Raw genomic sequence first — 24,877 nt, 5'->3', positions numbered from 1 at the left:
GAAAATGAAAGGGAGGAATGAAGAAATTGTATCTCAAAAAAATTAGTTTTATGCTATGCATCCTATTCATTTCTATGATTACTGTACATAATGCACAAGCGAGTGGCGGGTTTGTAGATATTCCAAAACAGGATGAAGCTTATGAAGAGATTAATTATTTATGGAATTTAGGTGTTATAAATGGATATCCGGAAAAGGGTAAAACGTATTTCAAACCTAATAATAATGTAACACGTGCACAGGCGGCCAAAATGGTAGTTATTGCTTCGGGCAACAAGCCGCTGGTTGTTAATAAATCAAGCTTCTCAGATATCAAAGCTGGCACAGAGTTTTCGGGCTATGTGGAACGTGCTGTACAGCTTGGCTTCTTTAAAACGAATATAAAAGGACAATTTTTACCGAACAAACCTTTAACTCGTGATGAAATGAGTTATGTGTTAACGAAAGCATTTAAGCTTGATACAAGTGAGCATGAAAATAGCGATTCTCCTTTTGTGGACGTAGGTATTAAACATCCGTACGTTATATACGTAAATACGATTTACTCTAACGGTATCACAAAGGGCAGTAATCAAAAGTATAATCCAAACGAACAAGTGACACGTAAACAATTTGCGTTATTTGTAGCGCGTGCAAAAAATGATAAGTATCGCTTAGATGTACCTGTAAAAAGTGTGGCAGCACCTGATGTATCAAAGGTTATAGGTCGAGTAACAGTGGATAATTTAAATATTCGCAAAGAGGCCAATTCCACTTCTACGATTGTAAGCAAGCTGAAAAAGGGCGAATATGTTCAAGTGAGTAATATTAACGGTTATTGGGCACAGGTTACCTACCAAGGTCAAAATGGGTATGTCCATAAATCTTATTTAAAGTTATTAAATCAAAGTGGCAACCCATTAAAGGGACGAATTATCATCATAGATCCAGGTCATGGTGGTAAGGATCCCGGAAATACTGTTGGTTCTCTTTTTGAAAAAGATGTTGTATTCAAGGTTAGTAAACTTGTGGAGCAAAAATTGGCTGCAGCAGGTGCGAATGTATTAATGACACGTACAGAAGATGTGTATCCAACGCTACAGGATCGTGTTGATTTTACAAATGCTAGCTACGGTGAAATTTTTGTTAGTATTCATGCGAACTCAGTAAAAAATAATACTACTGCAAATGGCACTGAAACATTTTACGCGATTACAACGGGGGATTTACATAAAGAGAGTATTGATCTTGCAACATTCGTAAACAATCAAATTGTTAGTGACTTACATATGAGAAACCGAGGGGTCAAAAATAAACAATTCTATGTGATTCGAAACACGATTATTCCAGCCATATTAGTAGAGCTGGGCTTCCTAACAAATAGTGAAGACCGAGCTAAGTTATCGGATGATCAATTTATTGCGTTATTTGCGGAATCTATTTACAAGGGAATTTTGGAATATTACTCAAAAAAATAATTTGTTTAAAAAGCGATGTAGCTTTTTAAAGAAATTTGTGCCTATGGGAAACAAAATTATGAAAATAATAGCATGATGGAATTCGATAATGGAGGAATTAAACGATTGTAGGAGATCGTTTAAGTATATTTAGCAAAATTCAAATGAAATGCTTGGATACAGGAGGAGCCTCCATTGTCACAAAAGGCTTGAACCTACGTATTATTATCTTTGAACCCAAATATGTATGTACTATTTCATTTAGAAGAATTTACGGTAGTAAATAATTAAAAAACAAGAAATTGTTTCATATCGACTAAGCATCAAATAACCGACTGTTATTTGGTGCTTTATTATGTCTAATTTGTTAAACTCGGCAGGGTGTTTTGCGACTTCGGTTGTATATTTAGGATGAGTAAATTATCATCAATTCTTTAATATAGACAGTTGGATTTTACATGAGCCTATATAATTTCAATGCGGAGGTAGAAATGTCTTTTCATAAAATAATGAACTTTGAAACTAAACAAGCTATCAAACAAGCATTAATTATTTGAATCGAGAAAGTAGGTTTTGAACGAGTTACAGTTAAAAAATCTGGCTTTGACTGCAAACATCAAAAGAGGAACTTTCTATTTACATTATAAAGATAAGTTTGAAGTAATGGAGGATTTGCAGTAGGAGCTATTAAGTGAACTGGGGAGTTATGTAAAAACGTTCAACCACTAGAAGCGTTCCAAACAGTTAAAACAGGATAGATTTATCAACCATTTGTCGAGGTGTTTACATGTATTAAAGTGCATGCTAGAGCCTTTCGAATTATTTTAGGGGAGCAGGGAAGTCCAACCTTTACTAATAAAATGAAAAAATTCTTTAGTAACCATCTTTTAAAAAGTCTATCTCTCATTCGGGAGGAGGTGCTTGATCCGGAGTTCCAGCAATATTTTCAGGCTTTTTTAAGCTCTGCGATTTTAGGGGTTATACAGGAATGGATGGATAAAGGGAATGAGGAGTTAAGTGTGGAAGAAATGGTAACTATTCATTTTCGTTTAATGCGACTTTTTGGTAATTTGGTATCTTTACAGCAATGAAGCCTTTAGTAAAGAGATAGCTTCTATATCTCTTTACTAAAGAAGTAAACCTTTCAAGTTAGTTTAAACCATTGACAAATATTGTATCAAACAATAAAATATCTTTATATTGACTGACTAGTCAATCAAAAAGGAGTGGTATTGATGCCAAGAAAAGAAGAACAAAATCAGGAGCTTAGAGATGCACGGAAAGAACAAATATTACAAGCTGCATTAATAGTCTTTGCTAGGAGAGGAATGGTGGCAACAAAAATCAGTGATATTGCTAAAGAGGCTGGTTTAAGTCATGGACTTGTCTATCATTATTTTGATTCAAAAGATGAAATTTTTTCAATGCTTGTAAAAAAAGCTTCTAATAGTTCTATTGAAATTATTCAGAAAGCAATTGAGCATAAGGGTTCACCTCTTGAGAAGTTAAAGTGGATGACAGAACAAATATTAAATAACTTAATAGATTCAGAACATACACTTTTATTTTGGATTATGATACAAGCAAGTACTTCAGACGCTATCCCAAATGAAGTAAAAGAGTTGCTAACAAGGGATAATGCACTATCACCTGTAGATTGTATATTACCTTTGATTGTGGCAGGACAGGAAAAGGGGGAGATCATTTCAGCGAATCCAGTAACACTAGCTGTTACTTATTTTGCCTTTATACAAGGTTTAGCAATTAACATAATTCAATGGACTGAATGCCCTATACCTGATGCAAATATGCTTATGAAGATTTTTACAAAATAATAAAATCAAAAAAGCGAGGGGTCTGCAATTAAAATGAGTAGTAAAAAAAGTATATTTCTTCTACTATCACCATTTGTGATCATCGGATTGGGATTTATTACGGCATCAATCTTTAGCCAGTACATACAAGGGTGGGCTTGGATTCCTTTGGCGATAGTTTACTGGAGTGCAATCGGAATCTGCATTTTTTATTTTAAAGGAGATAAGCCGATTAAAAGTTGGTTAGGAAAATCTGCGGTTTCTAAGGTTTGGATTACAATATCTTTACTATTGGGAATGTTTCCACTAACTATATTTTTTATGAACTATCAATTATTTAACTCTATTCTTCTTATTGTGCTTTGGTTATTATTTGCTTTAATAAATCCTTGGTTTGAAGAACTTTATTGGCGTGGGATATTACTTGATGGACTGGCAAACTTTTTTCCTAGATGGTTAAGTATAGTATATTCAACATTATTTTTTGTGCTTAGTCATCCATTAATGTGGGGAGTATTTTCTATAGCAAGCAAATCCTATCATTTGTATATTTATTTAAGTATCGCTGGTGTTGTTTGGGCAATTACATATTTGAAAACAAAGAGCTTAAGATGGGTAATATTTTCTCATTTTATTGTAGATATCGGTAACTTAACTGTTTTAACCTTTTTAAATATTTATTTACCACCTACAATGTAGATTTAACTTCATCCTATAAATAATCGGCTTGGCTTTTAAATAAACAAGCCAAGCTAATACTACATCTTATAAATACAAATCACGTTTAACAAAAACACGAATCGCCAGCATATAGCATAGCAGCCCGATTAAAAACAATGCTCCTAGCATCCAAATAGACGAGCTATCTTGCGTCATTAATTTTTCAGGTGCAAACAATGAGTAAATCGTGAAGTACTTAAGCTTTTCTAAAGAACCGCCCATATTACTAAGTGCTTGAATTAAATAAAAAAGAATAGGAATTCCTGCACTATATGCATAAGAAGTTCTTAAATCCTTGCTACTACAGGATACTAAAAAGCAGTAACCACTTATGGCAAAATGTAAGAAAAAAAGGCCGATATTTAATGTCAAAAAAGCACTTAAATCCAGTTCATTTGGAAATAAAACTCCCGAAAATATGATGGCTATTAAAGTTGTTACCGAGAGCAGTATGAAGATACTGGCAACCAAAAAAAATGCCTGTGTGAAGACAATTTTAAAACGTGTATTCGGTGTTGCAATTAAGTATGCCATGGAACCATTATCGATATAGCCCATCATTAGTTTATTGGCCAACATAATGATGAAGACTAACGGCAGAACAAGTAATAAAAATCCATATAAATAGGTAGATAAAAATTCAATTAATGAATTGCCCATGTTACTCATACCAAATGCTGACATCAATTCTGGCATGGTTTCGGTAAGCTTATTAAGTGTATTGCTCATTTCAGGGTTATACATATAGACAATACTAATGATATAGAGCATTAATACAGCGAGTATGATACAAAAAAGTTTAACAGTAGCTCGCACTTCATGTTTTAGCAAAGTAAAGTTCATGATTCTGTACCTCCTCTTTCGTAGTAATGCATGAATATATCTTCAAGTGATTGTGAAATGATATCGAGATCATTCATTTTATAGTTTGCTAATGTATGAAGCAATGTTTGGACATTACCCTGAACTTTAATAATGGCTTTTGTTGGCCCAATCTGTTCAATGTTAAGCGGCTCTTCTAAAAAACGAGATAGCTCTTGCTCGCTTTGAAATTCTATTAAAAACTTTTTCGATTTGCGCTTTTTTAAGTCAGCAATTGTTTCCGTTGCAACAATTTTTCCAGCATTAAGGATTGCTACACGGTCACAAGTTTTTTCAATTTCTTCAATCATATGAGAGGACATGAATATGGTCGTTCCTTTTTCTTTTTCAGCTAAAATAAAATCGATAAACTTCGTTTGTATAAGAGGGTCTAATCCACTTGTCGGTTCATCAAGAATGACGATCTCAGGGTTATGCATAAATGCGCAAATGAGACCAACTTTTTGCTTCATACCCTTTGACATTTTTTTAATAAACCCAGTAGCATTTAATTCAAAGTATTGCATGAGTTCATGTGCCCTGGTTAAATCTTTTAACCCCCTCATTTGGGCAATAAATTTGATAAATTGTAGTCCTGTCATTTTATCGATAAACGCAATTTCACCAGGTAAATAGCCAACAAATTTTTGGATTTCCGCTGTAGATTTTCGACAATCTAATCCTTTTATGAAGCACTGTCCTTCTGTGGGTTGTAAGAAGCCCAGTAAATGCCGAATTGTTGTTGATTTACCTGCACCATTTGGACCTAAAAATCCGAACACTTCACCTTTTTCGATTTGTAGGTCCACATTTTGTACGCTATAAAAATCTCCAAACTTTTTCGTTAAATTATTGACCTCAATCATTGCCATACAATTCACCTCTTGAACTGTTCTTTATACTGATTATAAGACTAATTTTCAAAAAATAAATGACAATAAAAAAGAACATGAACGGCTTCTTTAAACAGACTCCTTCATGTTCTTCATCTTACTTGTAAATAGTTATTCTCCATAATAATTATTCAGTGCTACTTCTAAACGTTCTTCTAAATGCTTCGAAATATAGCTCAACACAAATTGCTCCTTTTCCATCTCAATTTGAGAGGAACGAAAAGTTTTTTTGAAAAAGCCTGCCTTATTGTCCATAGAAAATTGCTGTAATGCTTCAGTCCGTAATGTCGACACAATTTCATTTTCAATATGACGTTCACGAATTTTTTGAACAATATCCTTTACGCTACGCTCTTGCAGTTCTGAAATTTGTTTTTGTAGATGTTCATTTTCAAGTTTAAGTTCAGTTGTTTCTTTTTGAATTTCTTCCACTTGAAGATCGGATTCCGAGGATACTAATTGTATTTTTTGTGCGAGAAAGTCGTGATTGATCGTTACTTGTAAGTCTCCATGGTCTTCGTTTGGAAAAATATTAAAAAGTCCTGTTTGCACCATTTGTTGCAGAACATTTCCAAGAACATCAACTTTATTGGCTAAATCATCAGTACCCATAGTTGTGGCAGTTATTTGGTGTTTAATAAATTGCCCATAGTCGTCAATTCCTAATAAATGTTTTAAGCCTTTGACGCGGTATTCATCTTTTAGTAGCAAAATCATACGAAGTCTTAAAATGGCAGGAAGGTTCAAACGAATATTGGTGTTTGGGCTATTCGTAGCATTATCAAAAATATATTGTTCAAATGGTCTAATGTAATAGCGAAGCATCGCATCCGTTATGTCAAACCAACCTGCGACTTCTGAAGTAGAATAATAATTTGCGTGCTCAATATTTGTTAAATAACCGTCATTGTAGAGTATTTCCTCTGAAGGTGTATTTTGTATTACTGCAAACAATGGGTCATGTTGCACAATTCCGAGTACCAATTCTTTTGTATCATTTACTTTAAGCATCCTTTCACACCCCACTTTATTTTTCCCCTTATCAATTATTCTCTATATAGGTTTCTATTCAATTGGAAGCAATTGTATGACTATTTTGTGTAGTAAATAATTATTAGAAAGAATGCCCTGAAGAGAAGTATTTATGAAAAGACTGCCAACAAAAAATGACAGCAAAGCCAGGGGTTATATTACTTAAAGTGGGGTAAAGCATGTATTGAAATGCTGTTATAGTGTCATGCGGGTGGTAAAAAACTTCAAGAACTAGTCAATCGTAGAAAAGATGAAGTTGCTTTATTTAAAAAGCCCAGAAGTTGATGTAAGTAAAAAATTGAATACCTAGAAATTGATAAAGAACCAAAGAAGTTTCGCATTCTAAGCGTTTCATTGACAGTGCCTAGTTTGTTAGTTCTGGAAATACACTCTTGTATATCTCCTTTTTCAATTATTCAAAAAAAGTTTGGAATGCTATTATAATCAAAATAAAACAAATGATTATAATAAGTGAGCGAAGAATTGGATAATATTTTTTTAAATATAATCGCAAACTAATCAAAAATAAGCTTAGAGAAAGTAAAATTAAAAAAAATGGGAATAGTAATATATTGTCACTAAGTGACATATAAAAACCAAATAAAACTAAAATAATAGTGGATGGTATTTGTAATTTTTTTATTTTTTCCTCAGTCATAAAATCTTTTCACTCCTAATGTGTCATCCAATTAACTACCAGTTTAATATATTTATGGTAATTAGTAAAATTGAATATTGCTGTTAGTCAGTATACATTACTATCCATTTTGTTAATCTGGGCTCACTTTAGAGCATCTGGTTTAATTATTGTTAAACTTTTAACATATTATGCTCTTTCTTTTTAGGTACCATTTTTATTACAGCAATTATTGCCTCATCGATTTTCTCCTCAAACATCAACTTTATGATACGCACTACTCTTTCTGCTTTCTCCATAGCATACAAAATGATTATTCCACTTTTAACGTATACCAACAAAATCAATGATGTCCATGAGTCATCTCCTTCCAATTTGAGTAAACGATAAATCTCACGAATCTTCATTTGATCTAAATGCAACAAAAACTTGGACAAGTACCATTGCATAAACCTCTTATTCCCAAGCATCACACGAATAAGTACAGCTGCAGTAGTAGTCGGTGTTATATCAAGAGCGAAGGCCAGCAGACTCAATTGGTTGAAATCTTGCTGAACTATTACCAGTTGCACATTTAAATACAGCTAAATAATGTAAATTCTTAAGAAAAATTTAAGAAATCTCCTCGGAAATCTTTAAGGAATGCTCTTTATATTAAAAGTATTCAAATAATACTCATGAACGGGGAGAAAACTTATGCAATTAATAACGTTTCTTACTGAATTTATAAAACATCCAAAAACGATAGGTGCGATTTCACCTAGTTCAAAAAAATTAGCCAAAAAAATGGTCGAAACCATTTGTTTTGAAAATGCCCAGTGCATTGTTGAACTTGGTCCGGGTACTGGTTCATTTACGAAAGAATTAATAAAAAGAAAAGAGCGATCAACAAAATTAATTCTTATTGAAAATAATGAGATTTTTTATGAAAAGCTGCATGAACAATTTGAACATGAGCCGAGTATAATCGTAATACATGGATCAGCTGAGGATTTATGCAAATATATGTCAGCATTGAATATCGAAAAAATTGATTATGTCGTATCTGGGTTACCTTTTACGTCTTTGGATCCTGCTATTTCCTCACGTATTTTACGAAATGTAAAGGAATGCTTAGCAGACGGGAAATTTATTACATTCCAATATTCACTTGTTAGGAAATCCTTTATCCAAAACTATTTTGAGGATATTACACATGAAAAAGTATGGATTAACCTTCCACCTGCCTATGTGCTGAGCTGTAAACTTGGAAATGTGAGGGCTATTTAATGGGATTACAGGATCTTGTATCATATATCGAGCAATATGGTTATTTTGCTTTATTTTTTAGCTTATGGTTAGGAATCGTGGGTATGCCCCTACCTGATGAGATGATCGTTATGAGCGGCGGCTTTATGTCTTCATTAGATAAAATGAGTGTATTGAAAGCTTTTGTCATAACTTATCTTGGTGCAGTTTCAGGACTTTCTTTAGGATTCATCCTAGGTAAAGTGTTTGGCTATAAAATACTTGATAAATTGGTAAAAAAGAACAAGGCTAAATATTTATTGAAATCAAAAGAACTAATAGATAGATACGGTCATTTTGCTTTAGTTATAAGCTATTTCATACCCGTTGTGAGACATATACTTCCATACTTAGTAGGTATGAACAACATGTCGTTTAAAAAATACGCTTTGTATTACTACTCAGCAGGTTTTGTTTGGACATCGATTTACTTTACACTTGGTTTGTACTTTGGAAAGTATATTGAAAGCATTTCAATGCTGGCAACGAAATACGGTATATATCTTGGCGTTTTCGTCGGTATTGTAGGGTGTTTTTATTATTTTTATAGACGAAAATTAAAGACGGTATTGTAAGATGTTTTTATTATTTTTATATACGAAAAATAAAAAAATAGTTAAAATTAGGAACTGTAAATATTAATAGGAAATATATAGCATGAAATAGGTTGATTAGCGTAAAGCTGGATATGCACTGGAAGCGGCTCAGTCGGAACATTAATCATCCGCACGTTATGGTACTAGGTCTGATTAACATACAACCAGATCAATATACTTCAATTGGTGGGATTAGATGACGAAAGAAACAATACTTATAGTGGATGATGAAAAAGAGATTAGAAATCTTATTGCTATTTATTTGAAAAATGAAGGCTACAATGTTCTAGAAGCAAGTGATGGAGAGGAGGGCTTAAGTCTTTTAAAGAAGCATCAAGTACATTTAATTGTCCTAGATATTATGATGCCGAACGTGGATGGCATTGAAATGTGTATGAAGGTAAGGGAAATAGCTGAGATGCCCATTATTATGCTGTCAGCAAAGTCTCAGGATATGGATAAAATCACCGGATTAACATTAGGGGCAGATGATTATGTTACAAAGCCCTTTAATCCTTTAGAGTTAATTGCCCGTATAAAGTCTCAGCTTCGTAGATATATCAAAATGAATCGTTCAGATAGGATGGACGAGAATGAGATAGAAATTGGTGATATGCGAATTAGTACCGACACACATGAAGTAATCGTCAACAATGAAAAGGTTAAGCTTACGCCAAGGGAGTTTTCAATTCTTGAGCTACTTGCAAGAAATCAAGGCATTGTCATGAGCGCTGAGCAAATTTATGAAAAGGTATGGAAGGAAGAGGCTATACAGTCTGAAAACACGGTAATGGTACATATTCGGAAAATTCGAGAAAGAATTGAGACAAATCCAAGAAATCCTCAATATATTAAAACCGTATGGGGAGTAGGTTATAAAATTGAGAAAGATCATTAAGCCACCATTCCAATACTTACTAAACAAATTGAAAGTACTGATTGTAAAAGCCGTTACAAAAGTTCGAGAAAGTATCAGAATTCAACTTTTAACAACATTTATTCTTTGTGCATTTCTCGGTTTACTTGCAGCACGAGCAAGTCTGCCAATTTTGGGAAATATCAATGCAACAGCTACCATAGACTATAGTGCAGGTATGCAGCAAATAAATTTTCAAGCGCAGCATGCAGCAGATTTGGCTGTTAGTGAAAATAGTATTGAAGCTTTACAGCAAATGATTGAAGATGAAAATTTAAAGATGGACATGAAACAAAGTGCGATGAAAGTGCTAGTTACCGATGAGCGCGGAAAGGTTTTGTATAAAACAAAACAAGCGGAAGAGGAACAAATCGATTTACATAATAAGATTCGTCATGTGATGGATTTTGCAATCAACAATCCTTTCTATAATTATGATATCCCGCAGGTCGAGGATTCGAGGCAAGAATTTATTGCCTTTTATCCATTAACGCTAGAAGATAAAGATTTATATTTGTTTGTCAGTGGTATTCCAAAAGGTGTAGTTATTACAGAAACAATAGAGGGTCCAATCCCTGCATTAATTGGAATTGCATTTTTCACCTTTTCATTTTTCTATATAACAAAACGGAAAATGAAACAAATTGAGGCGTTAGCAAAGGGGGTTAAGGAAATCGCAAAAGGAGATTTAACTTATCGGATTGAGAAAAAGGGTATAGATGAAATCGCTTTATTAACAGAGAATGTCAATCATATGGCCGAAGCAATTATGACCAATATAGAAATGGAACGAAGGATTGAAAAACAAAAAAATGAATTAATTACAAATGTTTCACACGACCTTCGGACACCTCTTACCTCCATTATGGGCTATTTACGATTGTTAAGAGATGGAAGATATGACACGAAGGAGCAATATGATGAGTATGTAAAGATTGCTTTCTCAAAATCCGAACAATTAAAGAATCTGATTGAAGATTTATTTGAATATACGAAGCTAACGAATGAAAGCATTGTCCTTGGGAAGCAAGAGGTATGTATGAATGAACTTCTCGATCAGTTAATGGAGGAGTTAATTCCGCAAGCGGAGGAAAACCATCGTACATTTATTAAAAATTTCTCAGAGGAGCGGATCTTTGCAACAGTAGATTCTGAAAAAATTGTCAGGGTCTTTGAGAATTTATTAGTGAATGCCATTAAATATAGTACAGGTGACGGGGAGATTTTTGTGTCTCTTGACAGAAAAGAAATGTATGTCCAAATCTGTGTTGCGAATGAAAGTAATGAATTTACATCTGCAGAGCTAACGAGTTTATTTGAGCGATTTTATAAAAAAGATCAATCTAGAACGAGTGTAGCAGAAGGTTCAGGACTTGGACTAGCTATTGCGAAGAGCATTGTAGAACTACATGGTGGTAAAATTGACGCGAAATATAAGGATGGTATGTTGCAGTTTATCATTGAGCTGCCAGTTATGGCTTTATAAAAATAGAAAGGTAGCATTTTATCAAACAATGCTACCTTTTTTTATGGGCGAATTTGTTGCTCAATAGTGAGAATATGATTGTCATTAGAGTGGGGAAGAAGCTCTTGCAAGTGCATTAAAATATGATTGTGCTTCGTAACAATTTGAATTTCTGTATAGCGATATTGTTGTTGGACTTCTTGAACATATTCTGTAATTTTCAATAAATGAAGTGGGTCTTTTATTTCTACTTCTACAAAAAAAGGTAGTGTTAATTGATGTAAACTTAAGCAACCGCGACGAATCCAAATCGCTTCATTGACGTAATAACGGATAGGTAGTTGGCGATTGCTTGCGATAAATAAGTCCATATATGTCTCCTTTTCTTGAAAGTGTGGATAGAACCATCAAAATGATGGATAGCCGCGCCAAAAGCGTGGATAGAACCGTCAAAGTGACGGATAGAATCCCAAATTACGGATAGCCACGCCAAAATCGTGGATAGAATCATCAAAATGATGGATAGCCGCGCCAAAAGCGTGGATAGAACCGTCAAAATGACGGATAGAATTCAAAGCGACGGATAGAATAGTCAAAGTGACGGATAGCCTCGTCAAAGCGACGGATAGCCTCGTCAAAGCGACGGATAGAACCGTCAAAGTGACGGATAGAATTCAAAGCGACGGATAGAATAGTCAAAATGACGGATAGCCTCGTCAAAACGATGGATAGAACCTTCAAAGTGACGGATAAAATTCAAAGCGACGGATAGAATGGTCAAAGTGACGGATAGCCTCGTCAAAGCGACGGATAGAACCGTCAAAGCGACGGATAGAACCGTCAAAGTGACGGATAGAATTTAAAGCGATGGATAGAATAGTCAAAATGACGGATAGCCTCGTCAAAACGATGGATAGAACTGTCAAAGTGACGGATAGAATTCAAAGCGACGGATAGAATGGTCAAAGTGACGGATAGCCTCGTCAAAACGATGGATAGAACCGTCAAACGACGGATAGAACCGTTAAAGTGACGGATAGAATTCAAAGCGACGGATAGCCTCGTCAAAGCGACGGATAGTCGTATGCATCAATCGTCTCGAGAAAATATTTTAGCACAGGTGATTGTACTTCGTCATTGCGATAAATAAACCAAGTTGGAATTTGAGCTTGTTTTGTTGGTAGTATGTGCAGCGACAGTGACTGTGTATCCATATATCTTTCAGCGATTGCACGGGGTAGTAATGTTACACCTAGTCCAGCAGCAACGCAGCCAATGATTCCGTCGAGGGTGCCAAATTCCATGCGTTTTTGTGGTTGTACACCGTCTTCACGCAACCACTGCTCTAATATAGCTCTATATGAGCAGCCATGTGGAAAAGTAATAAATGTATTGTCTTCTAAATCTAGTAGGCTTTCCATTCGTTTATGCTTGTTAGATGTGATGATAACAAGCTCCTCACAAACAAATTCTTTCGCGAGGATATTTTCTTTATAAACAGGTCCTGTTACAAAAGCACCATCTAATTCATAGTTTTCTAGCCGTTCGATATTACGTTGGGATGGACTTGTCAATATTGTGATTTCCACTTGTTCATGGGCTTTATGGAAAGTTGTTAACAGCGTTGGTAGGTGTAGTGCCGCAGTCGTTTCCATTGAACCGATACGTAAAAGTCCTCTATTTTCTTCTGTATCCTGGAGTATTTCAAAAGATTTTTCATAGAGATGTAACATTTTTAATACGATGTCATAAAAATGTTCTCCCTTTGGTGTCAATCGGATGCCTCGATGTCCTCGATAAAAAAAGGTTGTATCGTACATAGCCTCAAGATTTTGAATTTTCATTGAGATGTTGGATTGTGTGTAGTTAAGCTTTGTAGCGGCCTTGGAGAAGCTACCTGTTTGCACGACTGTCCGAAAAATTAAGAGATCATTACTATTCATATGTTCCCTCCAGTCATCAGTTTATTTGATATCTATTATAACGAATTCGTGCTATTTGTGATAACTGAATTTTCGTTATAGTGAGAAGAGGGAGGGGAAAGATATGCATAAGCAAACAGTTCGATATTTAGTAGGAGGCATTTTTGCATTAGTCATTGCCATGGGCATTGGTCGCTTTTCCTATACGGTTATTTTGCCGTATATGCAAGATACTTTTGCTTTTAGTCGTGCCACAGCAGGCTTTTTAGCAACGAGTAATTATTTAGGATACTTAGTAGGGGCATTGGTGGCGGGACGCTTACAAATGGTCAATAAACGTATACCTTTTTTACAAATATCACTCGTTATTAGTATTATGGTAACAGCTATGATGGGCTTTACAGATGCCATTTTCGCATGGTATATACTTCGTTTTATATCAGGGGTTATGAGTGCCTTAATCTTTGTAATTGCTGCTAGCCTTGTGCTCGATCAGCTAGCTCGAAATGGTCAATCACATGTATCAGGTCTTTTTTATAGTGGGGTAGGTATCGGAATTGCTCTAAGTGCAGTTATTGTATCACCCATACATGCAATATTTGATTGGAATGGAACATGGATTGCTTTGGCGTTGTTTAGTGTCATATTGCTGGTATTCATCATACTTTTTATCAAGCCAATTACTCCACAACATACACAACAGAAACCAGGTCAAACAAAATCGTCCCAAAAAGTCCCACCTAAGGCATGGATGAAGTGGTTAATTATAGCTTATAGCTTAGAGGGCCTTGGCTATATAGTTACTGGGACATTTATTGTGTCCATTGCAGAAGAATCAACAAGCTTTCATGGTGATGCTTCCTATGTTTGGTTTGTTGTTGGGATAGCAGCCATTCCATCTTGCATAGTTTGCTCTAAATTGGCACAACGTTACGGCTATGTGAGAACATTATTAATTTCTATGCTTTTTCAAGGGCTAGGCATTGTTTTGCCAGCATTTGCGACAAATACGATGACACTCTATATAAGTGCTTTTATTTTTGGCGCAACCTTTATGGGCATTACAACCGTCGCGACCACTTTAGCAAGACAAATATTGCCGGTGAACAGTCACCAAATATTAGGTTATCTAACAGCTGGTTATGCTTTGGGACAAATGTTAGGTCCTTCACTTGCAGGGACATTAGCAAATTATACAAACAGTTATCAATATGCATTATTGGGTGCAACAGCTGTTGTAGTAGTTGGAGCTTTTTGTCTAATTAGTGGATTAAACTATGAAAAAGAAAAAGTCGGAGAGCTGGATGCCATAAGTGAATAGAGAAGAAAGCCTAGCTAATTGGAGCAACACTTTATCAACACGTAATAACAAGTGAATGAAAGAATTACTTTTCAAATTACGTCAATACTAGAAGTGTTATCTGGCTGTCAAAAGGGGACTTATTGATGAAGAAAATAATGCTGCCTATATTATTACTATTCTTTGCAGTTAGTTTTCGTCCAATATTTGTTCACGCTAACGGGAATCAGAAAGAAGATTTACTGAAAATTGTTAGTAGGTTTATGCCAACCGATGCCTCACTTATAAGCCCAGAAAATCCTTCTTCCACACTGCCAATTCAACTCTATGACTTTGACCACGATGGACAGAAAGAAATGATTTTTACTTTTGAAGTGAAAGCAGAAAATCAACCTTCTCAGTTTGGATTCATTGTGCTAAAAAAACACAATTCGGATTGGCGAAATATTTGGGAAACTACAGTGCAAGGGGTCAATTTGGATTTTTCGGGTCTGGTAGATATAACCGGTGATGGTACAAAGGAATATTTATTTGGTGTGACAATTGGTGCAGCAGCAGGAAGCAAACTTGAAATTTATCAATGGATTGATAACTCGTTCAAAAAGATTGCGGATATTCCTTATCATAAAATGGATTTTGTGAATGGGAAACAAAAAGTTGGTCTAGCGGTTTGGGAAATGTATATTGGCGAAAGTTATTTAGTGGATGTACTGAAATGGAATGGTACTAAGCTGGTTTATGATGAGGAGCTGTATCACAAATATTATCCAATCATCGAAAAGTTTTATCAAGAAAAAATTTCAGAAATGGATGCCTGGTTTTATTGGTATTGCCTTGCAGATGCCCAAATTAAAGCGAATAAATTTGAAGAAGCATCTAAATCTATTCAAAAGGGTATGGCATTAGCTAAAAAATCATCAATGAAAGAGGTAATTCAAGACTTTAATGATTTAACTGAAAAGCTAAAAAATAAACGAAAGCATAGGCAATAAAACAAGTATTCACCAACAGAAAAACGCACACTACTAAATAATTTAGCAATGTGCGTTTTATAGTTGGATTGTGAATAGACTTTAGTGAATATCACGCTTTTTAAAGTTCCCGCCACGAACCTCTGAAACATCAGAAATAACGACGAAGGCACCTTCATCAATATCTTTAATAATTGACACAAGTTTATTTTCTTCCATACGGTTAATGACACAGTTTAATATATCAGTAGGTTCATTGGAGAAACCGCCACGCCCTTTAGTATATGTAACACCACGTCCTAAGCGAGCTTGAATAGCATCACCAATTTCATCTGATTTTGAACTAACAACACGTACATCTTTTGATTTTTCTAAACCTACTTGAATAATATCGATAACGTTTTTCGCAATATAGTATGTTAATGCTGAGTATAATGCACTTTCTAAGCCAAAAATAAAGCTTGCCCCTAAGAAAATAAAGGCATTAATAAATAATATAATATCCCCGACTGAAAACGGAATTTTACGTGACAGCAACACGGCTAAAACCTCAGAGCCATCTAAAGCACCACCGTTACGTAAGACAATCCCAATCCCAACACCCAGTAGCATACCACCAGATAAAACAATTAATAGTGGATCATTTGGACCTAAAATTGTTTTTACATCATGCATAAGCACTGTGGAAATAGATAGAGCTGCAATCCCAGCACTACTCATCAATGCAAAAGTTTTACCTACTTGTTTGTAGCCAATCCAAATAAAAGGAATGTTTAATACAAAGAGCAGTACGCCTAATGGAATACCGAAGAGGTGTGCGCCCATAATACTAATACCTGTCACGCCACCATCAATGACATCGTTCGGAATTAATACCGCTTCTAGTCCATATGCTGCGATGATGGCACCAATAATAATCATGATAAATTTTCGTGTGTTTTCAACTGACTTTCTTCTTTTCATAAATCTTCTCCATTTCTTTACGTAAAAATCATACTTAAGGTTTTGGGATAATATTTATAGCTATTGTTTTTGTCTCATTATTGTTTGAGTCGGCCATATTATAGTATTTAATGATTAAATCGTTTAATTCATTTTCAAAGCTCATAAATTGATCAGTCGTTAATGTTAAATCAATAAATGAAAAAGTTGATAAATCTGCAAGTCTTTCTTCTTCACCAAGTGAATGTAAATAATTTTGATATTGAGATAGTAAAGTTAATTGATAGTTAGAAACATAATTTAATTTTTGTTTGACCGTTAGTTGTGTCCAGTCCTCCTTACTAAGAATTTCTGCTCCTTCATTTAATGCATAAAATTTCTCTGTAACAGAACGGACTTTTCGCTCTTTCACAATTTTTATGATACTTTCATCTACTAAAATTTGGATGTGTCGATATAAAGTAGCCTGAGGCACATCCTTTATAATAGAATTCATCTCTAAAGTGCTTAAACCTTCTTCTTTATTGTGCATGAGAGCTTGTAAAATTTTCATTCTCACAGGGTGCATTAAAACTTCTGCTTTATTCCGCATAAAACGATCCTCCTGTCTAATGGAATCAAGGGAAGCAATCAAATATTATCAATATGAGAACATTCTCAAGAAATATACTATAGTTTTTTAAAAAGGATGTACAGTGAAAAGGTAATGAAATTTTTTACAGCTTATGTTATCATTATTGATAATGATAATGAATGGGGGTTTTAGGAATGAAATTGCACTATAGTTTTGATGATTTAGGCCAACTGGATTGGGCAAGCATACTCCCAATCATTTTGCCGTTTTTATTCGTAGGATTTGTTCTAATCATTGTTGCTTTATTCGATCTATACCGGCACCGAGATACGCGAGAAAACATACTGATGTGGACAATTATTATTTTGTTCTTTAACTCAATTGGTTCTGTCCTATACTTCGTTATTGGCAGGAGGGAGGTCAATAAACGTGCGCTTAGAAATTAAAAATATTACGAAAAGGTTTAAACAAAAAACAGCCGTGAATGATTTTTCAATGGTCATTGATGCGAATGAGTGTGTCGGGTTAATTGGACCAAATGGAGCGGGGAAATCCACGTTAATTCAAATCATTGCTGACATTCTAAATGCCGACAAAGGGGAAATTCTTCTTGATGGTCAAAAGATTTCATCTATAAAAAATCAAATTGGTTACTTACCTCAGTATCCTAATTTTTTCTCATGGATGACAGCATTTGAAACATTGTCCTTTATGGGAACACTTTCTGGCATAGCAAAAAGTGAATTGCAGAAAGAAATCCCATTACTTTTAGAAAAGGTCGGTTTAGGGAAGGAAGCAAATAGTCATGTCGGCACCTTTTCAGGTGGTATGAAACAACGCCTTGGCATCGCACAGGCATTATTGCATAAGCCAGCTTTAATGATTATGGATGAACCTGTATCAGCGCTAGATCCAATAGGGCGGAGGGAAGTGTTAAATCTATTAAAAGGGATCAAAAAAGAAACGACAGTTTTAATATCAACGCATATATTGAGCGATGCGGAGGAAATTTGTGAGCGTTTTGTGATGATTAAAAACGGTCACAAAATAGAAGATGCTACAAAATCAGAGCTACTTAAGCGCCATCAAGAATCAGCTATCTTTATAATGATTCGAAAAGCAGATTATCAATGGTTAACAATGCTTGAACATTTACCATATGTGAAAAAAATCGAAAGCTGTGGAAATGGCTTCAAAATCCATGTTGAAAATTTGGAAACAGATGCTAATCGATTAATACAGCATGGATTAGATTCAAAAGTGATGTTTACTAAATTTGAAGTGGGTATTCAAGACAATCTAGAAGAAATATTTTTAGAATTGGTGGTGTAAGAGAATGAATGCTTTTATGGCATTAAGCAAGAAAGAAGTACAGCAAATGGCAAGGGAATATAAAATACTCTGGCTCCCAATCGTATTTATCTTGTTGGGACTAACTCAGCCGATCATGATGTATTATTTACCTGTCATTTTACAATCTGCGGGTGGTATTGAAGGCATAACAATTGATCCTACGATGGCAAAGCCTGTGGGACAGGAGGTACTTGCCTCAACATTAAATTCTCAGTTTGATCAGTTAGGTATTATTATTCTGGTCGTAGCTACGATGAGTATTATTCAAGGGGAAAAAGCAAATGGCATGATGGCATTTATCCTAACAAGGCCAGTATCGATATCTTCTTATTTAAATAGTAAAATCATCATCCATTATATTTTGGCCGTTATCTGTATAGCTCTTGGTTATTGGGTATCTTACGGCTATTCAGCATATTTATTTACAACTGTTCCTGTGCCTCAAGCTATGTGGGCTTTAGCATTCTATTGTGTCTGGCTGTTATTCATCATAACGTTTGTTACGATGATGAGTACATTTTTTAATAGTCCTGCATTTATCGCACTAATAAGTATCGTTAGCCTATTAATTTGCCGTTTTGTCGCTGGACTACATCCATTCATAGACATTATTAATCCTGCTAGTAATAGTATGTATGCAACAAGTATGTTAATGTCGGGCGATGTGGATTCGTGGGTTGGCATTAATATTGTCGTAACGCTACTGTTAGTTGTATTGATGATGATTACTATGCAAAGTTTCATTGCGAAAAAGAAATTTTAAATGAAAGCAGGTGGGGAAACTTGTTATCGATACAAAATTTACAGAAATCGTATGGCCAGCATGAGGTTTTAAAAGGCGTAGAGTTAAAATTAGAAAAGGGAGAAATACTGGCGTTTGTTGGTGGAAATGGTGCTGGTAAAACAACGACGTTAAATTGTATTGCTGGATTAGTCGAACAAAATTGCGGAAAAATCACGATTAATAATGTTGTGAAATCACAGTCGCTCGACTATAAAAAGCAATTTTATTTTATACCTGATACGATTCATGTATTTAAAAATATAGCTGCATATGATTGGATACTTTTCGTTCTGAAACTATATGAAAAAACTGATGATGAAAAACTACAAAAATTTATTAACGTCTTTGGTATGGAAAAAAGTATTTATAAACCTATGGGAACGTATTCTTATGGAATGCTTCATAAAATGTCGTTGATCACTGCTTTTACAATTAGCCCACCAATCCTAATTATGGATGAGCCGTTAAATGGATTAGATCCACTTGCAGTCGTTGCTTTTAAAAATTGCATGAAAGAGTACGTTGAAAAGGGTGGGACTGTTCTTTTTTCCACGCATTTATTAGATGTTGCCGAGAAAATTTGTCAATCCATCTCGTTTTTAAAAGATGGAAAGATTGTCTTACATGAGCGTGTTGAGAAATTGCTAGTCGATGGGAGCTTAGAGACTATTTTTATGGAGAAACAAGCCAATGAAGGATAATATGCAATTAATCAAATTCTTTTTAACATCTTTTTATGCAAAGCCAAAGCAGCCAGTCATTCAAGTGCTTCTTATTATTGCATTTATTTATGTAGCGGTTCAGTACTTTGTGCTTACTCTCATTGTTTATTTTATAGCGACCCCAGCGGAGTATGTATTTTACAATGTACTTCTTTCAAATGGTGTGACATATATATTGACTTCATATTTTGCTATTTCGGTAGTGTTTAGTCAAAGTGATTTTTCTATGTTGGCTCATTTACCCATTTCTACGAAGAAGGTTGTCATGTCGAAAATTATAAGTGGGGTAACTTTACCGATCATGGCGGTAAGTATTTTATCAATACCTACATTTTTCATATTCCTGATTGAGTTTAAGCTAGGTGTTGCTATAAAATCACTGGCATTTTTACTTGTTGTCGACGTTTTAATTGTATTGTTCCTTCTATTTATATTGTCCATTTTGAATCATTTTCGCAGTAGGTTTAGTAACACATCCGTATATCTACTTGTTAGGCTGACGCTTATAGTAGGTATCGGAATCAGCCCAATACTGTACTTTCTCATAAAAAATTATCATGCAATCAGCACTGTTTTAGTGAAATTAGATGTTTCAACAATATCATCCTTAAGTGCTTCAATTTCTGATTTTCTAGCAATAGGTTATCGTTTTGCCATGCAACAGTCATTGGTGGATACATTTTTGTCATTCAATACGGCAATAAGTTTACTCTTATTATTCGTACTGTGTTATGTATTGTTTAAGGGAACTATAAAAATGATTGCATCTAAGTATTATGAACATGGCATGCTTGTAAGTAGAATAGAAAAAACGACAAAAGTTTGGGGGAGAGATACTCAAAGCAGCTTGGTCAATTATTTGCAGCGTGAATATTGGATTATTCAGTCTGAACCGTACTTTAAAATGCAAGCTATTTTAGGGATGATATTAACGCCTATTTGTACAATCATTTTCTTAATTCTTGTACAGACGAATATTTTAAAGGCTGAATGGATTGTGCACAATGAATCTTTTCTATTTGTCTATATGGTTTTGTTGATGAGTTGTGTGAACAATATTAGTGGGACTCCTTATTCAAGAGAGGGGAAATACTATGCATCCAGCATGACATTGCCATTTGATCAACAAAAGATTTATTTGGCAAAAGTTATGACTTCATCATGTATCGGGACAATATCGGTTGTAATAAGCTATATTATTTATATGCTATTTGGTAGAGGCAGTTTTATATCAGTACTGCATTTACTGATTTCATTACTATTAATCATTACTTATAATATATTGTCTCCGGTATATGATAGAAGGCATCCATTACTCGAATGGTCTAATCCATCGGAGGCCATAAAATCAAATCCTACAGTATTAATAAGCCTGCTATATGGTTTACCATTATTGATTATCGTTGGGCTCCTCCATTTTAGCTTGCTTACTATTAAAATTCCTCCAGCGATGACAGCCATCATTATTTTGGTCATTGTCACTTTATGTACAATTACAGTAATCTATAAAATGTTTTTTGAAAGAAAGAACTTGAAAGGATACGTAAACAATTGAATGTAAAAATAGATCCAAAAAGTAACATTCCTTTGTATCAGCAGTTAACCCAGCAACTACTTATTGAAATAGCGACGGGAAATTTGAAAAATGGTGACTCATTGCCCTCCATTCGTGATTTAGCGGCTCAAACAAATCTCAATCTTCATACGGTTCATAAAAGCTATAAGGAGCTTCAAATGAAGGGGATAATCGATATAAAACCTAACTCAAAAGCAATTGTTAATAAGTCTGCTGAAGCAAAGAGGGCTGACCTTCAACAAATTTCTATAAAGATTGAACAAATAATGTGTGAAGCTTTTGTTTTAGGTATTAGCGAGCACCAACTACAGCAGATGTTCCAAGAAAATTTGCTTAAATATTATAGTAAGCGTTAAGAAAGAGATGGCTTCTGCAATGTACAGAAGCCATCTCTTTTTAATGAGCATGTATTTTAGTAAACTCATCCTTTGTCATTCCAAAATAGACCTCGTCATAAAAGGTACCATTTGTATAAATCATATTTCTTAAGCGGCCTTCCTCCACAAATCGTAGTTTTTTATGTAGAGCTATCGATGATGCATTAAAGGAGTAAACACAAATAGTTGCTTTCTGATAGCGAAGTTCAAAGAAATAGTGCTTTAAAATCGTTAAGATCATATCTTTTGCATACCCTTTTCCTCTATGTGAGGGAAATACCGTTATAGCATAATCAAAAGTTCCATTCTTTGCATCACATCCTGAAACCTCAATGGTCCCCACGACATTGTTCGAAGCATCCTCTGCAATCCAGTAAAAATTATCACTCTCTGTAGATGCCCCTTGTGATATTTCGTTGATCCATTCTTCAATTTGCTGATTTGTCCGAGGAAAAGCGATGGAGTCAAGGTTTTTTAGTATATCATCATCTGAATTTTCTAACATACGAATGTCTTCTGATTTGGGCGCTCTTAACAGTATTTTATCCCCGCGCCAATAGGAGACTTTCATTGAAATCATCTACCTTTCTAATTTGCATAGTTAAATTATACCATTATCGTTGTGTGGAAAAGAAAAAAGTAAGAAACCACTAAAAGAGTTCCTTACTTTTACAATGTTATAGTAAAAACACCGCTACAATGGTTGTCACCACAAGACCAATCGCCATAGGCAATAAATTTCGCCTTGCAAGTTCGAAGGGGCTAACGTTACAAATTGCAGCAGCCGGGATCAAAGCCCAAGGAATTAATGTCCCACCGCCAACAAAAATTGCTGTTATTTGCCCTAAAGCTATCAAAGTTGCAGTACTTCCACCAATAGCTTTGTCAAACAAACTACCGATGGAACCTGCTAAGGAAATACCTGAGAAGCCAGAGCCGTCTAAGCCTGTAATGGCACCAACGACCGCTAAAGTGACGACGGCAATTCCCTTTGTTAATGGAACTACCGCAGCTAGACCCACACCGAGATCATTGACGATACCATGTGAAGCGGCTGGTAAGTAGTCGTCAATAATTTGTGTGAATCCGGAATCTCCTAGATAGAAAAAAGCTGCGATAGGAATAACCGGCCCAAACACTTTAAAGCCGAATTGGAATCCTTGAATGAAATAGCTTGTTGTTTTTTCAAGCCCCTGTTTTTTATGAGCTACAACGCAAAGCAAAAGGAGTATAAAGACAGATGTGCCCCCTATTAAAGCAGTTGCATCGCCACCTTGTAATTTTAAGATAGACATGGCGATGACATCGAGTACAAAGGCTATTGGAATAAGTACTGCGAAAAATCGTTTTTGTCCGAGTGTTAGGAGGTTTTAAGGGATGACTCTTTCTACGTCTTCATTTGTGTCGTTTGTAGCATATAATTCCGCTGAGCCACGCTTCATATCACGGCGTAATAAGAAATAGGCGACTACCGTAGTCACAACGCCCATTGTCATAACAAGAGGGATACTAGCAGACATGACCTCACTTACTGGAATTCCCGCAGCATCAGCAGTTAGCTTCGGAGCTCCCTGTATAACAAAATCACTAGAAAGTGCAATTCCGTGACCAAATAAATTCATCGCCATCACTACACCCAAGACATGTATCGAAGAACCTTTTTTAAGTTGCAGGAGAAGGTTTCGATAATAATTTTGAAGTTAAAAAGGAAACAAAAAATCCCCAGTGAAATACTGGGGAGACGGTTTGTCAGGTAAATCATTTTTACTTTTCTAGATAATCTGCATGTAATGGCGGTGGCACTAACCAACCTTAAAAAAGGTCACTGAGTGAAGTGATCTTAATGAGGGAGGCTGTGACGGTCAACTAACGCCACAACCGAGTTAAGTGCGTACGATACACTCAATTTTAATGTATGCAAATTAAGGTTACCTATACATTAAAAAAGCCGCATCATCACACCCTAAAGCTCAGAAAAATGTTTGGAAGGCTGATTATGTAATAGTGGGATAGCGTTCTGCAAAACAACTTGGGGCGATGCAATGCTACAGGTTGGCTATCAAATTTGATTGAATGGTAGAAATAAGAATAGCTACTATAAATGCTCGGAGTTATGTGGGTTTAGTCATGAGCAATTTATAGCGGCTGAAGGGAATTACATATTATTAAGTATGTTTGTATCAAATTTATTTTATACGTAGGGAGAATAGATCATTTTGAATACGTGGAGCAACTTCATTTTTTATGTAGGAACTATGTTGATACATAATAATAATCCCAAAAATGTTCAGGTATAGTATTAGCTTGATTTCCAATACTAAACGTGTTTAAATATTTTGCCTTAAGAAAGGAGGCTTTTATTAGTGAGATTTCTAACATGGGGTGTAATTGGAGCCGTTATTTTGGGAGTAGCTAGAGGATTTCAAAATGGGACTCTTCAACGGTTCACAAAAAATATTTCGAATAAATTAAATCTACAGAATGCTCAACAAATGATGCAGCCAATACAACAAATGGCACAACCATTGCAGCAAATGTCTCAGCCTTTACAACAGATGAACCAAACTTCACAACAGTCGAAGCAACCTCAACAACAAGCAAACCAATCTTCACAACAAATGAATCAATCATTACAAAATACAGCCATTAACTCTTCAAGTGGTAATTCATCAAAATAATAATGTTTACAAATAAACAAT

At 35.0% G+C, this 24,877-nt stretch carries 28 protein-coding genes and 1 pseudogene; 17 read left to right on the top strand and 12 right to left on the bottom strand.

The window, feature by feature from the left end:
- Window positions 1-26: 26 nt before the first annotated feature.
- From MOK21_RS12515 to MOK21_RS12500, 4 genes are all read left to right on the top strand, one after another.
- Window positions 27-1,457, top strand: coding sequence for an N-acetylmuramoyl-L-alanine amidase (locus tag MOK21_RS12515; RefSeq protein WP_249074309.1), 1,431 nt, complete (start codon window positions 27-29; stop codon window positions 1,455-1,457).
- Window positions 1,458-2,194: 737 nt separating this feature from the next.
- On the top strand, window positions 2,195-2,527 hold the full coding sequence (locus tag MOK21_RS12510) for a TetR-like C-terminal domain-containing protein (RefSeq protein ID WP_308221928.1): 333 nt from the start codon (window positions 2,195-2,197) through the stop codon (window positions 2,525-2,527).
- A gap of 144 nt (window positions 2,528-2,671) precedes the next feature.
- Window positions 2,672-3,271: a TetR/AcrR family transcriptional regulator gene (locus MOK21_RS12505; protein WP_249074307.1), complete on the top strand. Its 600-nt coding sequence runs from the start codon at window positions 2,672-2,674 to the stop codon at window positions 3,269-3,271.
- A gap of 33 nt (window positions 3,272-3,304) precedes the next feature.
- Window positions 3,305-3,949: a CPBP family intramembrane glutamic endopeptidase gene (locus MOK21_RS12500; protein WP_249074306.1), complete on the top strand. Its 645-nt coding sequence runs from the start codon at window positions 3,305-3,307 to the stop codon at window positions 3,947-3,949.
- A 66-nt stretch (window positions 3,950-4,015) separates the two neighbouring features.
- Here MOK21_RS12500 and MOK21_RS12495 read toward each other — a convergent pair whose 3' ends face one another.
- From MOK21_RS12495 to MOK21_RS12480, 4 genes are all read right to left on the bottom strand, one after another.
- Window positions 4,016-4,813: an ABC transporter permease subunit gene (locus MOK21_RS12495; RefSeq protein WP_249074305.1), complete on the bottom strand. Its 798-nt coding sequence runs from the start codon at window positions 4,811-4,813 to the stop codon at window positions 4,016-4,018.
- Window positions 4,810-5,697 (bottom strand): ABC transporter ATP-binding protein, encoded by an 888-nt coding sequence (locus MOK21_RS12490; RefSeq protein ID WP_249074447.1) that lies wholly within the window; start codon window positions 5,695-5,697, stop codon window positions 4,810-4,812. The genes MOK21_RS12495 and MOK21_RS12490 overlap by 4 nt, the downstream gene beginning before the upstream one ends.
- Before the next feature lie 138 nt (window positions 5,698-5,835).
- A complete protein-coding gene (locus MOK21_RS12485) occupies window positions 5,836-6,735 on the bottom strand; it encodes a hypothetical protein (protein ID WP_249074304.1) in 900 nt (299 codons plus the stop codon).
- A gap of 831 nt (window positions 6,736-7,566) precedes the next feature.
- Window positions 7,567-7,965, bottom strand: a complete 399-nt coding sequence (locus MOK21_RS12480) for a hypothetical protein (RefSeq protein WP_249074302.1) — start codon at window positions 7,963-7,965, stop codon at window positions 7,567-7,569.
- Window positions 7,966-8,089: 124 nt separating this feature from the next.
- Between MOK21_RS12480 and MOK21_RS12475 the strand changes: the two genes are divergently transcribed.
- From MOK21_RS12475 to MOK21_RS12460, 4 genes are all read left to right on the top strand, one after another.
- Window positions 8,090-8,662, top strand: coding sequence for a class I SAM-dependent methyltransferase (locus MOK21_RS12475; RefSeq protein ID WP_249074300.1), 573 nt, complete (start codon window positions 8,090-8,092; stop codon window positions 8,660-8,662).
- Window positions 8,662-9,255 carry a DedA family protein gene (locus MOK21_RS12470; protein WP_249074299.1) on the top strand — a complete coding sequence of 198 codons (594 nt, stop codon included), beginning with the start codon at window positions 8,662-8,664 and terminating at the stop codon, window positions 9,253-9,255. Before MOK21_RS12475 ends, MOK21_RS12470 begins: the two co-directional genes overlap by 1 nt.
- A 217-nt stretch (window positions 9,256-9,472) precedes the next feature.
- Window positions 9,473-10,174, top strand: a complete 702-nt coding sequence (locus MOK21_RS12465; RefSeq protein WP_249074298.1) for a response regulator transcription factor — start codon at window positions 9,473-9,475, stop codon at window positions 10,172-10,174.
- Window positions 10,158-11,678 (top strand): sensor histidine kinase, encoded by a 1,521-nt coding sequence (locus tag MOK21_RS12460; protein ID WP_249074297.1) that lies wholly within the window; start codon window positions 10,158-10,160, stop codon window positions 11,676-11,678. Before MOK21_RS12465 ends, MOK21_RS12460 begins: the two co-directional genes overlap by 17 nt.
- Before the next feature lie 41 nt (window positions 11,679-11,719).
- Here MOK21_RS12460 and MOK21_RS12455 read toward each other — a convergent pair whose 3' ends face one another.
- The 4 genes from MOK21_RS12455 to MOK21_RS12440 form a co-directional block, all read right to left on the bottom strand.
- Window positions 11,720-12,028 (bottom strand): hypothetical protein, encoded by a 309-nt coding sequence (locus MOK21_RS12455; protein WP_249074296.1) that lies wholly within the window; start codon window positions 12,026-12,028, stop codon window positions 11,720-11,722.
- Between the two features lie 181 nt (window positions 12,029-12,209).
- The gene (locus tag MOK21_RS12450; RefSeq protein WP_249074295.1) at window positions 12,210-12,356 is read right to left on the bottom strand and encodes a hypothetical protein; all 147 of its coding nucleotides are present in this window, start codon (window positions 12,354-12,356) and stop codon (window positions 12,210-12,212) included.
- A gap of 38 nt (window positions 12,357-12,394) precedes the next feature.
- Window positions 12,395-12,541 carry a hypothetical protein gene (locus tag MOK21_RS12445; RefSeq protein ID WP_249074294.1) on the bottom strand — a complete coding sequence of 49 codons (147 nt, stop codon included), beginning with the start codon at window positions 12,539-12,541 and terminating at the stop codon, window positions 12,395-12,397.
- Window positions 12,542-12,721: 180 nt separating this feature from the next.
- Window positions 12,722-13,600, bottom strand: a complete 879-nt coding sequence (locus tag MOK21_RS12440; RefSeq protein ID WP_249074293.1) for a LysR family transcriptional regulator — start codon at window positions 13,598-13,600, stop codon at window positions 12,722-12,724.
- Window positions 13,601-13,703: 103 nt separating this feature from the next.
- Between MOK21_RS12440 and MOK21_RS12435 the strand changes: the two genes are divergently transcribed.
- Window positions 13,704-14,900, top strand: coding sequence for a YbfB/YjiJ family MFS transporter (locus tag MOK21_RS12435; protein ID WP_249074292.1), 1,197 nt, complete (start codon window positions 13,704-13,706; stop codon window positions 14,898-14,900).
- 125 nt (window positions 14,901-15,025) lie between these two features.
- Complete coding sequence (locus MOK21_RS12430) at window positions 15,026-15,871, top strand: hypothetical protein (protein ID WP_249074290.1); 846 nt, start codon at window positions 15,026-15,028, stop codon at window positions 15,869-15,871.
- Window positions 15,872-15,952: 81 nt separating this feature from the next.
- Here the strand turns inward: MOK21_RS12430 and MOK21_RS12425 are convergent, their stop codons facing one another.
- Both MOK21_RS12425 and MOK21_RS12420 read right to left on the bottom strand, forming a co-directional pair.
- Entirely contained in the window at window positions 15,953-16,813 is an 861-nt protein-coding gene (locus MOK21_RS12425; protein WP_249074289.1) for a YitT family protein, read from the bottom strand.
- 34 nt (window positions 16,814-16,847) lie between these two features.
- Window positions 16,848-17,384: a helix-turn-helix domain-containing protein gene (locus MOK21_RS12420; RefSeq protein WP_249074287.1), complete on the bottom strand. Its 537-nt coding sequence runs from the start codon at window positions 17,382-17,384 to the stop codon at window positions 16,848-16,850.
- A 176-nt stretch (window positions 17,385-17,560) separates the two neighbouring features.
- On the opposite strand from MOK21_RS12420, the gene MOK21_RS12415 reads away from it, so the two are divergent.
- The 6 genes from MOK21_RS12415 to MOK21_RS12390 are packed head-to-tail and all read left to right on the top strand — an operon-like array spanning window position 17,561 to window position 22,157.
- Window positions 17,561-17,812, top strand: a complete 252-nt coding sequence (locus MOK21_RS12415; protein ID WP_249074286.1) for a PLD nuclease N-terminal domain-containing protein — start codon at window positions 17,561-17,563, stop codon at window positions 17,810-17,812.
- Window positions 17,796-18,698, top strand: coding sequence for an ABC transporter ATP-binding protein (locus MOK21_RS12410; protein ID WP_249074285.1), 903 nt, complete (start codon window positions 17,796-17,798; stop codon window positions 18,696-18,698). Before MOK21_RS12415 ends, MOK21_RS12410 begins: the two co-directional genes overlap by 17 nt.
- A gap of 4 nt (window positions 18,699-18,702) precedes the next feature.
- Window positions 18,703-19,482 (top strand): ABC transporter permease, encoded by a 780-nt coding sequence (locus tag MOK21_RS12405; protein WP_249074284.1) that lies wholly within the window; start codon window positions 18,703-18,705, stop codon window positions 19,480-19,482.
- Between the two features lie 20 nt (window positions 19,483-19,502).
- Window positions 19,503-20,204: an ABC transporter ATP-binding protein gene (locus MOK21_RS12400; RefSeq protein WP_249074283.1), complete on the top strand. Its 702-nt coding sequence runs from the start codon at window positions 19,503-19,505 to the stop codon at window positions 20,202-20,204.
- Entirely contained in the window at window positions 20,194-21,780 is a 1,587-nt protein-coding gene (locus tag MOK21_RS12395) for a hypothetical protein (RefSeq protein ID WP_249074282.1), read from the top strand. Before MOK21_RS12400 ends, MOK21_RS12395 begins: the two co-directional genes overlap by 11 nt.
- The gene (locus MOK21_RS12390) at window positions 21,777-22,157 is read left to right on the top strand and encodes a GntR family transcriptional regulator (RefSeq protein WP_249074281.1); all 381 of its coding nucleotides are present in this window, start codon (window positions 21,777-21,779) and stop codon (window positions 22,155-22,157) included. The genes MOK21_RS12395 and MOK21_RS12390 overlap by 4 nt, the downstream gene beginning before the upstream one ends.
- A gap of 40 nt (window positions 22,158-22,197) precedes the next feature.
- On the opposite strand, the gene MOK21_RS12385 is transcribed toward MOK21_RS12390, so the two are convergent.
- Entirely contained in the window at window positions 22,198-22,749 is a 552-nt protein-coding gene (locus MOK21_RS12385; protein WP_249074280.1) for a GNAT family N-acetyltransferase, read from the bottom strand.
- A gap of 106 nt (window positions 22,750-22,855) precedes the next feature.
- Window positions 22,856-23,821 (bottom strand): annotated as a pseudogene (locus tag MOK21_RS12380) (hypothetical protein); the annotation flags it as partial.
- A 720-nt stretch (window positions 23,822-24,541) separates the two neighbouring features.
- On the opposite strand from MOK21_RS12380, the gene MOK21_RS12375 reads away from it, so the two are divergent.
- Window positions 24,542-24,856: a hypothetical protein gene (locus MOK21_RS12375; RefSeq protein WP_249074279.1), complete on the top strand. Its 315-nt coding sequence runs from the start codon at window positions 24,542-24,544 to the stop codon at window positions 24,854-24,856.
- The last annotated feature ends 21 nt before the right edge of the window (window positions 24,857-24,877 follow it).

Origin of the sequence: Lysinibacillus sp. BPa_S21, from assembly GCF_023337795.1 — a bacterium.
In the GTDB taxonomy this organism is placed as follows: domain Bacteria; phylum Bacillota; class Bacilli; order Bacillales_A; family Planococcaceae; genus Lysinibacillus.
Note: the sequence above shows the minus strand (reverse complement) of the source record. Positions and strands in the feature narration are given on the sequence as shown.